Source organism: Shewanella electrodiphila (genome assembly GCF_023283985.1).
In the GTDB taxonomy this organism is placed as follows: Bacteria; Pseudomonadota; Gammaproteobacteria; order Enterobacterales; family Shewanellaceae; genus Shewanella; species Shewanella electrodiphila.
Map to the genome: position 1 here is coordinate 205,737 of NZ_JAKIKU010000003.1, position 14,885 is coordinate 220,621.

The 14,885-nt window shown below is 38.1% G+C and carries 15 protein-coding genes and 1 tRNA gene; 5 read left to right on the forward strand and 11 right to left on the reverse strand.

Going from position 1 to position 14,885, the window contains the following annotated elements:
• The first annotated feature begins 51 nt into the window (after nucleotides 1-51).
• Nucleotides 52-1,074, forward strand: coding sequence for an asparaginase (gene ansA / locus L2737_RS06940; protein WP_229368756.1), 1,023 nt, complete (start codon nucleotides 52-54; stop codon nucleotides 1,072-1,074).
• Between the two features lie 93 nt (nucleotides 1,075-1,167).
• On the opposite strand, the gene L2737_RS06945 is transcribed toward ansA, so the two are convergent.
• From L2737_RS06945 to L2737_RS06960, 4 genes are all read right to left on the reverse strand, one after another.
• Nucleotides 1,168-1,449, reverse strand: a complete 282-nt coding sequence (locus L2737_RS06945; protein WP_102527503.1) for a YeaC family protein — start codon at nucleotides 1,447-1,449, stop codon at nucleotides 1,168-1,170.
• The gene (locus L2737_RS06950) at nucleotides 1,446-1,763 is read right to left on the reverse strand and encodes a zinc ribbon domain-containing protein (protein ID WP_102527504.1); all 318 of its coding nucleotides are present in this window, start codon (nucleotides 1,761-1,763) and stop codon (nucleotides 1,446-1,448) included. The genes L2737_RS06945 and L2737_RS06950 overlap by 4 nt, the downstream gene beginning before the upstream one ends.
• 7 nt (nucleotides 1,764-1,770) lie before the next feature.
• Nucleotides 1,771-2,901: a M14 family metallopeptidase gene (locus L2737_RS06955; protein ID WP_102527505.1), complete on the reverse strand. Its 1,131-nt coding sequence runs from the start codon at nucleotides 2,899-2,901 to the stop codon at nucleotides 1,771-1,773.
• A 650-nt stretch (nucleotides 2,902-3,551) separates the two neighbouring features.
• A complete protein-coding gene (locus tag L2737_RS06960) occupies nucleotides 3,552-4,223 on the reverse strand; it encodes a response regulator transcription factor (protein WP_102527506.1) in 672 nt (223 codons plus the stop codon).
• Between the two features lie 369 nt (nucleotides 4,224-4,592).
• On the opposite strand from L2737_RS06960, the gene L2737_RS06965 reads away from it, so the two are divergent.
• Entirely contained in the window at nucleotides 4,593-4,934 is a 342-nt protein-coding gene (locus L2737_RS06965) for an ArsR/SmtB family transcription factor (protein ID WP_102527507.1), read from the forward strand.
• 155 nt (nucleotides 4,935-5,089) lie between these two features.
• The gene (gene arsB, locus L2737_RS06970; RefSeq protein WP_283108285.1) at nucleotides 5,090-6,166 is read left to right on the forward strand and encodes an ACR3 family arsenite efflux transporter; all 1,077 of its coding nucleotides are present in this window, start codon (nucleotides 5,090-5,092) and stop codon (nucleotides 6,164-6,166) included.
• Between the two features lie 90 nt (nucleotides 6,167-6,256).
• Here arsB and L2737_RS06975 read toward each other — a convergent pair whose 3' ends face one another.
• Nucleotides 6,257-8,032 (reverse strand): DUF885 domain-containing protein, encoded by a 1,776-nt coding sequence (locus L2737_RS06975; RefSeq protein WP_248955261.1) that lies wholly within the window; start codon nucleotides 8,030-8,032, stop codon nucleotides 6,257-6,259.
• A gap of 384 nt (nucleotides 8,033-8,416) precedes the next feature.
• Here L2737_RS06975 and yegS point away from each other — a divergent pair, with 384 nt between their 5' ends.
• Entirely contained in the window at nucleotides 8,417-9,319 is a 903-nt protein-coding gene (gene yegS, locus L2737_RS06980; RefSeq protein ID WP_248955262.1) for a lipid kinase YegS, read from the forward strand.
• A 42-nt stretch (nucleotides 9,320-9,361) separates the two neighbouring features.
• The gene (locus L2737_RS06985; protein ID WP_248955263.1) at nucleotides 9,362-10,006 is read left to right on the forward strand and encodes a hypothetical protein; all 645 of its coding nucleotides are present in this window, start codon (nucleotides 9,362-9,364) and stop codon (nucleotides 10,004-10,006) included.
• A 262-nt stretch (nucleotides 10,007-10,268) separates the two neighbouring features.
• On the opposite strand, the gene L2737_RS06990 is transcribed toward L2737_RS06985, so the two are convergent.
• The 6 genes from L2737_RS06990 to L2737_RS07015 all read right to left on the reverse strand — a co-directional run bounded on the left by L2737_RS06990 (nucleotide 10,269) and on the right by L2737_RS07015 (nucleotide 14,652).
• The gene (locus tag L2737_RS06990; protein ID WP_248955264.1) at nucleotides 10,269-10,700 is read right to left on the reverse strand and encodes a DUF2000 domain-containing protein; all 432 of its coding nucleotides are present in this window, start codon (nucleotides 10,698-10,700) and stop codon (nucleotides 10,269-10,271) included.
• A 117-nt stretch (nucleotides 10,701-10,817) separates the two neighbouring features.
• A complete protein-coding gene (locus tag L2737_RS06995; RefSeq protein ID WP_248955265.1) occupies nucleotides 10,818-11,813 on the reverse strand; it encodes a hypothetical protein in 996 nt (331 codons plus the stop codon).
• A 426-nt stretch (nucleotides 11,814-12,239) separates the two neighbouring features.
• On the reverse strand, nucleotides 12,240-12,695 hold the full coding sequence (locus L2737_RS07000; protein ID WP_248955266.1) for a GNAT family N-acetyltransferase: 456 nt from the start codon (nucleotides 12,693-12,695) through the stop codon (nucleotides 12,240-12,242).
• Nucleotides 12,696-12,828: 133 nt separating this feature from the next.
• Nucleotides 12,829-13,206: a DoxX-like family protein gene (locus L2737_RS07005; RefSeq protein ID WP_248955267.1), complete on the reverse strand. Its 378-nt coding sequence runs from the start codon at nucleotides 13,204-13,206 to the stop codon at nucleotides 12,829-12,831.
• Between the two features lie 527 nt (nucleotides 13,207-13,733).
• A tRNA-Ser gene (locus tag L2737_RS07010) sits at nucleotides 13,734-13,821 on the reverse strand.
• A 198-nt stretch (nucleotides 13,822-14,019) separates the two neighbouring features.
• Nucleotides 14,020-14,652, reverse strand: coding sequence for a YchE family NAAT transporter (locus tag L2737_RS07015; RefSeq protein ID WP_102527515.1), 633 nt, complete (start codon nucleotides 14,650-14,652; stop codon nucleotides 14,020-14,022).
• Nucleotides 14,653-14,885: the final 233 nt, after the last annotated feature.

The window sequence follows — 14,885 nt, forward strand, 5'->3', positions numbered from 1 at the left end:
AGACGTATAATTTGCAGATCTGATAATTTCCAGTGCTGAGAATCAACTTCAATGACAAAACGTTCTATATACGTCGCCTACACAGGCGGTACCATAGGTATGCGCAAAACAGACAATGGCTTTGCACCTGTGGCTGGCTTTTTAACCGATTGTGTTAAATCTATGCCAGAGTTTTATCATGAAGAAATGCCAAGCTTTGTCATTAATGAATACTCGCCGCTAATTGATTCATCAAACATGGCGCCAACTGATTGGCAATTGATTGCCAATGACATCAAAGCGAATTACGACAAGTACGATGGTTTTGTTATTTTGCATGGTACTGACACTATGGCGTATACCGCCTCTGCTTTATCTTTCATGCTACAGGGCTTATCAAAACCGGTTATTGTGACAGGATCGCAGATTCCATTGGCACAGCTTCGCTCAGACGGTCAAACAAACCTACTAAACTCGTTATATATAGCAGCAAACTATCCTGTCGCTGAAGTTTGTTTATTCTTTAATAACAAACTCTTCAGAGGTAATCGTTCAACCAAAGCCCATGCTGACGGCTTTGATGCATTTGCATCACCTAACTTTCCGTTGCTACTTGAGGCTGGTATAAAAATAAACCTCCGTGCTGGCCAAATTACCGAGCCAACAAACGAAGCGCCACTGATGCCTCTTGAAGTGATAAATATTAGCCCGCAACCAGTTGGCGTTATTACGCTTTATCCAGGTATTTCCACTGAGATTTTTGCCAATATTTTAATGCAACCCGTTAAAGCATTAATATTATTAACCTTTGGTGTTGGCAATGCACCGCAAGACAAAGCATTGTTAGATACGCTAAAGCAAGCAGATGAACGTGGCATTGTTATCGTCAACTTAACCCAGTGTTTCCAAGGAAAAGTGAACATGGGCGGTTATGCTACGGGCAATGCCCTTGAGCAAGCGGGTGTAATAAGTGGATCAGATATGACCATTGAAGCAGCACTGGCAAAATTACATTATTTACTATCAAAAAATTTGACATCAAGCGAAATAAAATCTGCCATGAAGAAAAACTTACTAGGTGAGTTAACTGAGTAGATTTTACATTTAAATTAAACTACTGTTTTATTTGCATTAAAAAGCCACATTAAATAATGTGGCTTTTTTTGTTTGCAATGTAATTACTTCACACTAAATGTCAGACTCTTTGAATTCAGCTATGGACTCGCCGCGGAATTCTTTTTTAAGTTGAGATTTAGATAGCTCGTTAATCTTGCCACCAGCGCCAATCGTAAAGTGATCAGTCTGAGATAATTTACGTGCTTGATATAACATGACAACTTGTAACGTTGATTCTTTCTGCTCATCAGATAAAACGGTGCCGTCTTCCCACTTACCCGTTTCAGCCGCTGAGCGAAGTCGATGATAAACTTCTTCAGGCATGTCATCGATGACTTTATTGATATCGTTCATACGCTTTTCCGTTTGTGTAATACAATTCTTGCACGGGTTATGGTGTAGCCCACAAAACCAAATACAAAACAACCTACAGCTATATACGACTGCATTCCGGTTGCGGTTTCACCACCCCAAAACCAAATCACCACACCTGCAATAAATAAAGTTAAAAACACAAAACTATGGGTCATTAACTGATTAGATTTTTGGATGTGACTAATAACACGAACTGATTCATTATCGCCATCGGTACTCGAATGACAAAACTGACATTGTTTCGCTTTACTAGAAATACGTTTTTGACATGAAGGACATTCAATTAACGCCATAACTTGACTACTCTGTTAAATTATCAACAACGGCAAGCATTGCCACTAGCGATGCTTCACCAAGATACTCACAACGAGCTGGAGACCAACCCACTACAGGATCAGGCAGATTATCGTTGTCTTTAAATGGCATTTCTAACGTATTCGCTAGACATTTAAATGTGTTACCTACCCAGTTAGAGCCAACAGTTAAGTTTGCTTTTCCAGGCTCATCTTTGTCATAACCGTATTTAGTTTGAAAATCAGCACTTGCCATGCCTAATGCTGCAAGGAACTGCTCTTGTAACTTAGCCATATGTTCAGTGTAGTTTGGTGCGCCTTCACAGCCAGCAACAAACACATAAGGTAGACCTTCATCACCGTGGACATCATAAAATAAGTCAACGCCCGTTTCTTTCATTTTATTCGTTACATAAAACACTTCAGGGCTTCTTTCTAAACTTGGCGACTGCCATTCACGGTTTAGGTTAGTTCCCACAGCATTAGTACGTAGATGCCCTCTCACGCTTCCATCAGGATTCATGTTTGGCACAATGTAGAAGTTAGCTTTGTCTAATAAAAGTTTTGCTGTTGGGCAATCACTGTCAAGTAATTGGTTTAATAGACCTTCAATTAACCATTCAGCCATGGTTTCACCAGGATGCTGTCTTGCAGTAATCCAGATGTTTTTCTTAGCAGGATCGTTATCGCCAATTTTAAGTAAGCTCATATCGCGACCATCAAGGGTTAAGCCAAGGTTTTCTAAGCTAACTGATGGGTGTAATTGCACAGAGCTTATCAAGTCTAAGTGACGCTCGTAGCTGTATGGTGCAAAGTAAGCAATCTGAATGGCTTCACAATCTAAATCAACTTGAATGGTTAGCTTGCCATCTTGGTAGGCCGTTGGTAAACGGAACCAGTGTTGACGGTCGTAACTCGCCACTGCTTGATAATCTTCCCAACCTTTAGGGTAAGATGCAGTACCAGCATTCATAATGTTCAATGAATATGTTTGACCAATTTCACCTTCCATACGGAAGTTAAACCACTGATAAAACTCGCCGCCTTCATCAGGTCTAATCGCCAGTTGAATGTCATCGTGCTTGTCTAAATTGATAGTCTCAATGTTGCCACCATCAAAATTCGCGCTAATACGCATAGGACTTCCTTATGTAAGGTTATTATCGATTTTTATCAGTGCATCTTATCAAATGCAGTTACTCAATAAAATCAAATCTAGAACAACTGATAAACATCTGCACAATTAATCCCCTTAACAGGGTATTCCATTGCCAAACCGTCTTTGTTCCAGCTCAATATTCAGGTTTATTCTATTAAGATCTGTTATAAAAATCAGTAGAAAATCAGTTACTGAAAGTGAATTACTTGAAGTTAATTAATGGAAGTGAGTTATTGGAAGTGAAAAAATAAAAAGTCAGATATAAAAATGCCAAGTATGTCTGCCATACTTGGCATTAATTCAATGTTTGTTAATCACTTACGACAACATTAGCGAATATATATAGCCATGTTACCTCAAGATGCTTTGTCAGGCACAAGCTCAGATAACAATGCAAGGCGTAAGCGGAGGTAATTGTGATTCACTTTTTAAAGGTTACAACGTAGCAATGGTTTTCGAAGCAAAGGTTTTCGAGCTTGCGCCCCATAGGGCAAGTCAAATAGCACCAATCTGCGTTGTTATAAAATATCGATGTAGAATAACTTTACTTCAATTTTATGCCTAGGGACTGTTGATCTCTAAAGGTTGTTTTTGCAGCTTGAAATATCATGGGGATAAGTGCCAAAAACTTAAATTAGGCTTGAACTAAAGCAATAGCCTTTACCACGAACAGTGTTGATAAGCTCACGAGGTAAACATTTTTTGGCCATTTTACGTCGAGTATTGCTGATGTGCATATCAAGGTTTCGGTCAAACTCACCCAGCTCTTTATGTAACACCCTCATTTGTAGCTCTGCTTTAGTAACAACTTCACCTTTGCGCTGGAACAAATATTTAAACAAACGATATTCTGTTTGAGTTAGTTTCAGATGCTGTGTGTTCAAGGTGACGGTATTACTGACATCATCAAACAACACATCATCAAAATCAGACTGATGGATTACTTTGTCACTTCTACGGCGAAGTACATTAACTCGCAGCAATAACTCTTTTACATTGTAAGGTGCTGCAATATAGTCATCTGCGCCTAGCTCATATGCCTGCATACGCTCAACGTCATCATTGTTATTCGCTAAAACAATGACAGGGGTCTGGCAATGTTTAGCCATTAATAACCAAAATGAATCCATTTTAGGCACAAAATAGTCTAATAAAATTACTTCAAAGTCGTTACGTTCTATCTCAACCAGTGCATTAAAAGCATTATCAACTATTTCTATGCTATAGCCTAAAGACTCCATGTCCTGACAAAGTGCCAAACTATGAGTAAGTTGCTGGTCAATCAGTAATATTTTTTTCATAACGCTTTAATCTAAATGATAACAATTACCATTAAGATTACCACTCTGGTTAAGTTATTGCTACAGTAATTGTGTAAAGATGAGATCTTAATAACATTTATAGATAGTTCATTGTCTTAACTAAATTAATAATCAAGGTGTGTAGGGGTCGATCACATATTCGTCATCATTAGTTGAAGAGTAGTAAACTGAGGAATATACTTACATCGTTAATCGACGATTAACTATTGCTTAATCTTTTATAGCTTCAATAGCTATAATGTAAATTTTGAATGATATGTAATGTGTAACGTGAACAGCCCTAGAAAAATAGGTTAATGATCGATGCGTATACACTCTTTATGAACTAGCCCCAAATTGGATGTTGCAGTGAATAAAACTTGTGATCAAATCAACCAACTTGCTTTTAAAACCACAGAGCAAGATATTGCTAATGAAATCGCTTTTGCAGCTAAAGCAAAAGCTTTATCGCACCCTGCCCGTATCCGAATTCTCAAGATATTATTTACTCTTGATGAGCTGGGTGGCTGTTTAAGCAGTGATTTAGTTTCAGAAGTAGGACTTGCCCAATCAACGGTTTCAGAGCACATCAGAATTTTAAAAGCGGCTGGCTTTATTAGTGCTGAGCCCAAACCGCCTAAAATATGCTATCGCATTGTTCGTAGTGAGCTGGTTACATTTCAAACAAGTTTCAAAGACATTTATAGCTAATATGAATGGCAGTTTTTTAGTTTATTTTGCGCTCAACTTAATCGCTATTCGACGATTTACGATTAAGCACTTAAAGCTTACGAACTAAAATGGTAAACCACACAAGCGATGAGCTGTTATGCCAAGCTTGAAACCGATTTTTATAACTGGAATTTATGATGAACACTGACATACAAACACTCGGGGCTAAGAAAATGAGTTTTCTTGACCGCTACTTAACACTTTGGATTTTTGTTGCCATGGCCATAGGTGTGTCTATTGGTGCGTTGTTTCCACAAGTTGAACGAATTACCGAATCACTGAGTATTGGCTCAACCAATATTCCACTGGCCATTGGTTTAATACTGATGATGTATCCACCGTTAGCAAAAGTGGACTACAAGTTATTAGGAAAAGTAACTAAAGATAAGCAAGCCATAACGCTATCGCTCATTATGAACTGGATTGTCGGGCCAATTTTAATGTTTGCCCTCGCCTTAACGTTTTTAAGCGATCACCCAGGTTACATGGTGGGTATTATTTTAATTGGTATTGCCCGCTGTATTGCCATGGTTTTAGTGTGGAATGATATAGGTGGCGGTAATAAGGAACTGGGCGCTGCATTAGTGGCAATTAACAGTGTATTCCAAATTTTAACTTACAGTGTTATGGCTTGGTTATTTATCACCGTACTGCCACCGATATTCGGATACGAAGGCTTTGTGGTCGATATCTCAATGGCCGATATTGCCCAAAGCGTGATGATTTATTTAGGCATTCCATTTTTAGCAGGGTTTTTAACTCGTAAAATCTTAGTCGCCAGAAAAGGAGAAGATTGGTACAACACAGTATTTATTCCAAAAATCTCCCCTATAACGTTAGTTGCCCTACTCGCAACCATCGTGCTGATGTTCAGTTTAAAAGGCGACATGATCCTAGAACTACCCATGGATGTATTGCGTATTGCTCTGCCATTGACAATTTACTTTGTACTGATGTTTTTTATCAGCTTCTTCATTGGCGAGAAGATGGGGATCCCTTACGATAAAAATGCGTCTATCGCATTCACAGCCACAGGAAACAACTTTGAACTTGCGATCGCTGTGTCAATTGCAGTCTTTGGTATCCATTCAGACCAGGCGTTTGCGGGCGTCATTGGGCCATTAATCGAAGTCCCAGTGCTTATTGCTTTAGTGAACATTGCCTTACGCATGAAAGCTAAATCTGAGCAAAAGCTGCAACACGCCAGTTAATCAAACTTATCAAAACAAAAAGCCGGCTATTAATATTCAATGATCATAGCCGGCTTTTTATTTGCTTTATTAATACAGTCAGACAGTAAATTATTTCGTCATCATTAGCTGCTTAATGTACTTAACTGGCGCACTACCATAACTTAAGAACTGCTCATGGAAACCTTTCAAATCAAAGTCATCACCCTGGGCAGCTTTTAACTCTTCACGTAAATCATAGATTTCACGATAACCAGAGTAATAACTGGTTAACTGAACTTGGCTTAATGTAGCACGGCGCCATTTACCTTCTGCCTCTGCTCGCTGCTGAAATGCCTCATTCATCATAAGATCGAGTGCTTGCTCTTCAGTCATGCCATTCACTTGGATACTGTAATCTAAAATAGTATTGGCAATAACACGCAAATTCCATTTGTAGTACATCAGCCAAAGTTCAGGTTCAAAATCACCGTATCCTTCTTCAAGCATCATGCGCTCAGTATATACAGCCCATCCTTCAACCATGGCACCATTACCAAACAAGCTTTTAACCAAGCTTGGTGATTCGTTTGAATAGACTAATTGGGTGTAATGTCCTGGAATAGCTTCATGGATATTCAGAACTTGTAAAATCCAGTGATTATATTCACGTAAATAACTTTCAGCAGACTCATCACTCATGCCATCTAACGGTGTCACATTGTAATAAGTATTAGCAGACTTCTCATAAGGGCCAGGTGCGCTGATAGATGCTCCTGCAAAACCACGCATGTATTCAGGAGTTTCACGCACGACTAATGGCTTAGATGGATCTAACGTCATCAGTTGCTTTTTATTGACGAATTTAACTAATTCAGGAATTTGCGCGCGCACTTCATCAACAAAATCCTCACGCTTAACATGCTTAACTGACAAAACATCAATCAGTTGCTTAATCGCAGCATTGTCATCTTGTGGTTTTGGCGTATCAATGTATTTAGACCATAAATCATGGGTAATTTTAGCCATTTCCGCTTGAACGCGGGACTTATCAGCCGTCGCCTTTTCAAATAATGCTTTACCTGACATGCCCGCTTGAATATCAAAAGCGAACTTTTCTTCATATAACTCTTCACCGATTCTAAAGCTACGTGAGCCCTCTTTTTCAAGCTTGGCTTCTAGCTGCGTCAACCATTCAATATGTTGATTAATCGCATCCGTTGCTTTAGCAAAACGTTGGTTAAATAACGCTTTGTCCGCATCAGATAAACCAGATCCGCTGACTTGCTGTTTAAGCTTGTCTGATAATACAGAAAAGGCGCCTTTGTTTTGCATAATAGCCAGTTGTGTATGCTCAATCGTTGGGTCAACAATATTAGCTTGTGCTGCAGCATAATAGGCAGGCACATTCTCTAAACGCTCAACCACAGATTTAAGTCTTACATCTAGGGGCGCAAAGTCTTCATTAATGATTTGCGCAAAACCACCTGCCACATTGTATTGTGATGGATTCCACTGCCAAGATTTAAAGCGCTCTTGTTGCCACTTAATACTGCCAAGTAAATTTGAAATTAATTCGTAATCGATCAATTCATTGGTCGTTAGTGCGGTTTTATCAAATGCCAGTAATTTAGCTTGCTGGGTTTCAACAAACGCTAATGTCTTAGCTCGTGATGCTTCGTTTGGAATGTCTAAGTAGCCATCGTTTACATGTTTACCACTGTATAGCGCCCATGTGGGAGACCACTGCCATAAGTCATCAATAAATCCATCAGAGAACTGGCTAAAACTCGGCGCTTGAACTTGTTCAGCTGCCGTTGTGGTATCACTTGTTGTCGATGCACTATTACAACCCATTAGTGCAGCAAGCCCTAGTGCGATAGCGACTGAAATGGTGGCTTTTTTCATTGTCTGTATTCCTTTATCCCTTGAGATCATCTTAATCATGAATTTATAAAAAGGTGCTAACTGTACTTAGATACTTGAATTAGAAACTTGGATTAGAAACTTGAATTAGAAGCTTTAATCACAAACCTTAATACGAAACCTTAGTACGGAACCTTAATACGAAACCTTGATCTATTTTTATTGTTATTTATTTCACGTTTTTAAGCGGTTGAACATTTAGTTGTTAATCTTTTTGTGGCATAAGTAAATCATGAACTTCAATTCATTTCAGCTCAATTTAGTCTTTTGACACCTTTTGTGACAACTTATTCAGTCACTTTGAGCTAATAGATTAATTACCCATGGCACACTATGTCATCAGGCTCACCGCAAAAAGGATTTGAAATGACAACGCTACGTTACAGTTTGATTTTGAATGGTAAAAAAGCGGGTATCCCAGAGATCCGTACAGCGGTTTATGCATTAAGAGATAAAGGTTACGACCTTGCCGTTAAAGTCACATGGGAAGGCGCGGATATGCAGCGCCTAATAAAAGAATCAATCATTGCAGGTGCTGATAGAATTATCATTGGTGGCGGTGATGGCTCACTAAATGAAGCTGTTACCGCGTTAATACACTTACAGAGTGATTATTCATTACCGGAAATTGCCGCTTTACCACTTGGCACGGCCAATGATTTTGCAACCGCTTGTCAAATCCCCACCACCATCACTGAAGCACTTAACTTTGCAATAACAGGCGACAGTTTTCCTATCGATCTGATCAGTGCTAATGATCGTCACTTTATCAATATTGCCGCTGCGGGCTTTGGCGCCCAAGTCACCGCTGAAACTCCTGTTGAGCTAAAAGATTTCCTTGGTGGCGGCGCATATACCCTTACAGGTTTAGCTAAAGCGATCGGGTTTAAACCTTATGAAGGTTCCATTACCACTGAAAAAGGTCGATTTGAAGGCAATATAGTCGTAGGTGCCATGTGTAATGGTCGCCAAGCAGGTGGTGGTCAGGTGCTAGCACCGACGGCAAAAATAAATGATGGTTTGATGGATGTTACTTTGCTTAAAGGTTTTACCCCAATAGATTTACCCCAAGTAATTGAAGAAATAAAGACTTCGAATACCAATGGTGAATTTTGCTTTCACTTTCAATCTAAATGGTTAGAAATTGATTTCCCATTGGCCTTACCTCTGAATCTCGATGGTGAACCTTATCACTGCGAACAAGTCCGTTTTGAAGTCAAACCTAATGCAATTAAATTTGTACTGCCTAAGAACAGTCCGCTGATTTAGCCGGTTCCTGTCGCAATATTCAGTTAACAAGGAGTTTATATCATGAATCAATTGCAAAAAGCTGGTGGAATTGCAGCGCTTATGGAGGCAAGCATTTACGTATCAGCTTTCATTTTTTTTGGCGCATTCTGGGCTTATCCCATAGATGCTAACCCCGCTCAACAGTTTGCTTTTCTTGCTGAAAACCAAGTTGCCCTATCTATTGTAAATCTCATCATGTATGTATTATTCGGTGTCTTGCTAGCGATATTGGTAATGGCTATGCATCACCGATTAACAATAAACACTCCATTGCTGTCACAAATTTCTTCCGTCTTTGGGATCATTTGGGTGGGTTTGGTCATAGCCAGTGGAATGATTGCCAATATAGGGTTAGCTACGGCATTGGACTTGGCAACAAAAGACCCTGAGCAAGCAATGACAGTCTGGCGAGCTATTTATGCTGTCGTCGAAGGCTTAGGCGGGGGAAACGAGGTTGTTGGCGGTCTGTGGGTATTATTGCTGAGTGTTGCCGCTTTAAAAGGTAACGAATTACCTAAAATCCTCAATTACTTTGGCCTTTTTGTAGGCATTGTGGGTATTTTCACCATCTACCCTGCAGATGTACTGACAGAGATTTTCGGTTTAAGCCAAATCATATGGTTTTCTTGGCTAGGGAAAGTATTGCTGAGTAGGCCTAAGAGTTAATCATCATTGAGTGAAGTGAGTGAAGTGAAGTGAAGTGAACTTATTTTAAGTTAAGAAGTGCGCTCTTCGTCAAATGCTAAGGCCGCACTTTTAAAATGTTTAATATCAAAAAAGATACCCAATTGATTTTGCAGCCTTGAAAGAGTGATAATCAGCAGGATTTCGTTATTAAATGTATATAAAGCAAGAATAAAGCGATACAGAGTATATAAAAAATGCCCGCTTAGTCGCTCTTAAAGGTGCAGGTTAGGTATTTTGACGTTTACCTATACAAACTAAATTTTTTGGTGAATTCCCGTAAAATTTCAGTATCACCAAATAAGCACACACCGAGATATTCTAAGTCTGCTTCTTTAGTTTCATTGGTCCTTTGCTGTTGTACTAAAGAACCACCTTCAATCATCGAACTGGAAAAGTCTGTAAACTTAATATCTCGACTTATGGCTTCCTCGCGCACTTTACGAAGTTTATTGGAGTTATCCGCTTTTAACACAATAAAAGGATAATGAGATAAGTTCGGGTGCAAATTCCCATCCATGTCATGGTAATCAATATACTGAGTTTCACTATCATCTAGCTGACTTGCAAGACCTACACTCAAGTGACCTAAAACATTCAGCGACCTGCCAAGTTCCATCTTTTTACTCAAAACCGCTATGAATCGTTTCTGACTTTCATCTGGTAAATTTGACATAACATTTCCTTGTTAATTGATAGGTGAACACAAGTGATATATCGCATCATTATAAATCCCAACTCCGCAGTGATATATCACTTAAAGATCAAGGTTATATAAGAACTGATTATTGATTTAATGCACCAAGTTTACTTTTTTACCTGCTCGCCACATGAGTATGAAAAACATCATAAAATAAATAGGTGTTTCCACAAAGGTGTCATATGTGAGCCACTGTTCTTCAGTTAATTGACTTGCTACACAATAATTTAACCCAGCCATACATAAACCAATAAATGCTAAACCTATGACAAAGAATCTATGTTGAATAGGTGAGTTTAAATAGCGCTCAAAACGAGTTCCAAAGTAACCACCTTTATTAAACACGCCATCGATTATTAACGCTGATGCACTGAGTATTCCCATGAATGTGCCTTTGAGTTGAACTAAAAACTCACTTTGAAATGCAAACGAGAATATCGCTGATACGAAGAGCATTATTGTTCCGAACACTGCAAATCCACCAAGTAAATCGGCTTTTACAAAGCGTTGAATAATAACAAGTGCTAACCCTAAAAATACACCCGTAAATGCAGCCATGACTAAATCGCCAGTAACTTTCGCTACTAAGAAAAATACAGCACCTATGCCTATATCCGCGACAATAGAGGGTTTGTTTCTCCGCCATTTTTCACTTTGAAGCATTCTTTTTTCAGTTGCCTCTGGTGTTTGATCAGAAACACTCAGTTTTGCGAGTTTTTTAGTGGCAAAGTGAATATCTTTACCTGGATGACTTTGATAAATTAAATCAGTACCTTCCCTAACCTCGATACCGACACTAAACCAATTAAAGTAGCCAACTGATACGTGCACGGGTTTTGTTTCGTTGCCTGCTTGACTGGTCGATTGAAACTTATGCACAACTACTTTGACAGCTCCGTTGAATGAATCTGAACATTGGTCTATTAGATTCCCATTGCAAAATAGTTCAGATGTATAAGAAGTAAGTGTAAATGAGTACTTCACTTCATAGTCATCACCGTTATATTGAAAAGGCCGTTTGTAAGTCCATAATCGCATCGTCATCACCCTGATTTTTCCTATTTTTATTTTTTTTCTATCATCTAGCAAACTAGCATGGGCTGCACTTAAGAGCTCCAATAGGATCCGTTACTGCCTAGTTTCTAATTTATTAAGAGCCTCTATGAATCGTTTCTGACTTTCATCTGGAAAATTTGACATAACATTTCCTTGTTGAGGCTCATTTTGAGACATTTAGCCAGCCTTGTTGAAGCATGAACAAACTTTGAAATAAACTACTTGAAAATTCTGATCTTTCATTTTCAATAAATTGATTCACTTTCAATAAATTGATGCAATTTTAATACTTGATATTTATGTATTCCATTGTTCTGCCACGCACGCCCTTCACTGGTAATACTATTAAAAAATAGCAAAATAAATAGATGGCCTCTAACAATTTTGGTTCTCGTTTTCGCCAGACTCTTGCTTATCCCAGAATTAGACGACCCTTGTTATCCATTTTTTACGCTGTTTTTAGATAACAGACTTAACTGACAGTGCTACTTTTCTAATACCGTGGGCTGGCGTCCACCTTTTAAATTCGATAAAGCCATGTTTCTTATATAAATTAATTGCTGGTATATTTACTACAGCAGTTTCTACAACAGCTTCTGAAAACTCAATTTTTTCTAGAACAAAGCTTACCAATTGACCAGCAATACCTTTCCTAAAGTAATTGGGGTCAACAGTTAAACTATTTATATCTAAGTGCTGGTCTTCCATTACAATCTCTATAACTCCAGCTACGCATTCATTTTTAATAAATCCATAAAACTGTGTTTTTGAATTTTCTATATTTTTAATACTTCGGAATAGGGGCGGAAAATCAAGAGTGCCTATAAGATGAGCTTCAACTTGATATGATCGTTGAAAAACAGTGAAAATCTGGTTTGCTACTTTTTCATCCGAATTATCAAGTTTTCTAATCATAATATGCCTAAATCAAACATTTTCGTTACTCTCTAATATCGCAATAAGCGGCAAATATATAGTTGGCTAAAATCTTGAGGTAAGTGAAACAGCCAAACCTACTTTTCGATTATTCTTCTTGTTATATATATACTTAGCTCTGACTAGATTGCTTTAAATTATTTAATAAAATAAGACTTAAACCGATAATGGGAATATTGGTTGTTATAGGGTTGAAAGCTTCTATTAATAGCTGAGGCTGTATAACTGCGACAAATAGCAATAAACCAATAAGTGCATAAATGTTAAGTAAAACAATCAACTTAGAGCGGTAAAAAACAAATAAAATAATGCCGAATATCACTTCGATAATACCAGCAGATTTTGTAATGTGATAAGACACATCGTCTGAAAAACCAATGCTTGCTGTCATTAATTGTTCGAGCGGAGCAATATGGATTAACTTTGGGAATATTCCATGATAAAACCAACTAAAGCTGACTATATAGCGGGCTATTTGAATAGATGACAACGACTTACTTCCTTGTATTTATAACTGTCTATTAGTGAGATTTCAGATAAACATATTCAATCATCTCTCGTGCAAAATGATTACTAATAGGTATATTCTTCATTAATTTCAATACGCTATCAGCATATCGCCTCAGAATCAATTATCCCTTTTGGGGAAGCCAATAATTTAGTTAACCGAGAATTAGCACTTCTCGTTATACAAGCGTAACTATTCTATAAAACACACAATATCAATAGGTTATAATTTAACACAAAGTGAAAATGAAATTTTAAGATAACATACCAAGAATCAAAGTGGCCAAGTTTGTAGCAAGAGAATAAAACTGTTTGAAGGTTCAAAATCTAGGGTAAAGTACAAGAAGTAATCATAGTCATTAAGCAAATCATTTTTAGAAAACAGACTTATGACAAATACATTAAGAGATAGACAATAGAAACTGATAATTAAAAACAGATAGATAGAAACAAATAGATAGGAACAAATAGATAGGAACAGATAAACAAAAAATATTTTGCGAGAAAATTTGGCGGTGACGGAGAGATTCGAACTCTCGAAGGGTTGCCCCTTACACACTTTCCAGGCGTGCTCCTTCAGCCACTCGGACACGTCACCATTTCAAATTTTTATCTTGTAGCAATTCCAACAAACACCAAATACTGATTAGTCAATTTAGATATTGATATCAAGATGTTCGTGAACGGACGGTACTTTACGCAAATGCGCATAGTGGGTCAAGAGAAAATCCCCTATTCCCATTCTATTGCGCATTTGCTGCTCAAAATGGTTTCAAACTGAGGTGATTAACGCTGTTTATGCCATCAAAGTTGGGAACAAGCCTTTTAAGCCCGCTGCTACAACCTCAATGCCTATGGATAACATCAGAAGACCCATCAGACGGGTAATGACGTTAATACCTGTGGTACCTAATATTTTAAAAATCACAGGTGCAAGTCTAAATAAACCAAAGCTCATGAAGCCAAAGACCACCACCGTTATCGACATACCGATTAAATCGACCATCTTATTATTATCAGATGCAAATACAATCACCGAACTAATGGCTCCTGGGCCTGCCATTAATGGCAATGCTAATGGCACTACTGCCACTGACTCCATCCCTGACGCTTCACGATCTTCTTCTTGATTTCGCTTTACTGGACTTAATTTACCTTGCAGCATCGACATCGCAATGATTGCAATCAAGCTACCACCAGCGATTCTGAACGCTGACAGTGAAATACTGAACATATTTAAAATATGCTGACCGATAAATATCGTCACCAATAAAATCACGACAACCGCAAAGTTAGCGACTTTGCCTGTATGGTTCCGTTCGACCTCTGTTTGGTGACTGGTCAAGCTTACAAAAACCGGCAATAAACCCACCGGGTTAATGATGGCAACCAGTCCTAAGAAAAACTTAACGTAAAGCATGAAATCCACAAGCAAATCCTCAAATTATATGGTTTTGTGGCCCAAAAAATAATCGCGCAACTTTACTGATTATTTGCTTTTTATCAAATGAGATTTTTTAAAACTTTGAGCCAGTTAATAAAAAATCTAATCTATGAATATATTCGCTTTTTCAAATTAGATTTACTTATGAAAAAGTATGCCTTGAATCACATTTCTGCCTTCATCCTTCATTTTCCACTCTTGTACAAAATAAACAACGT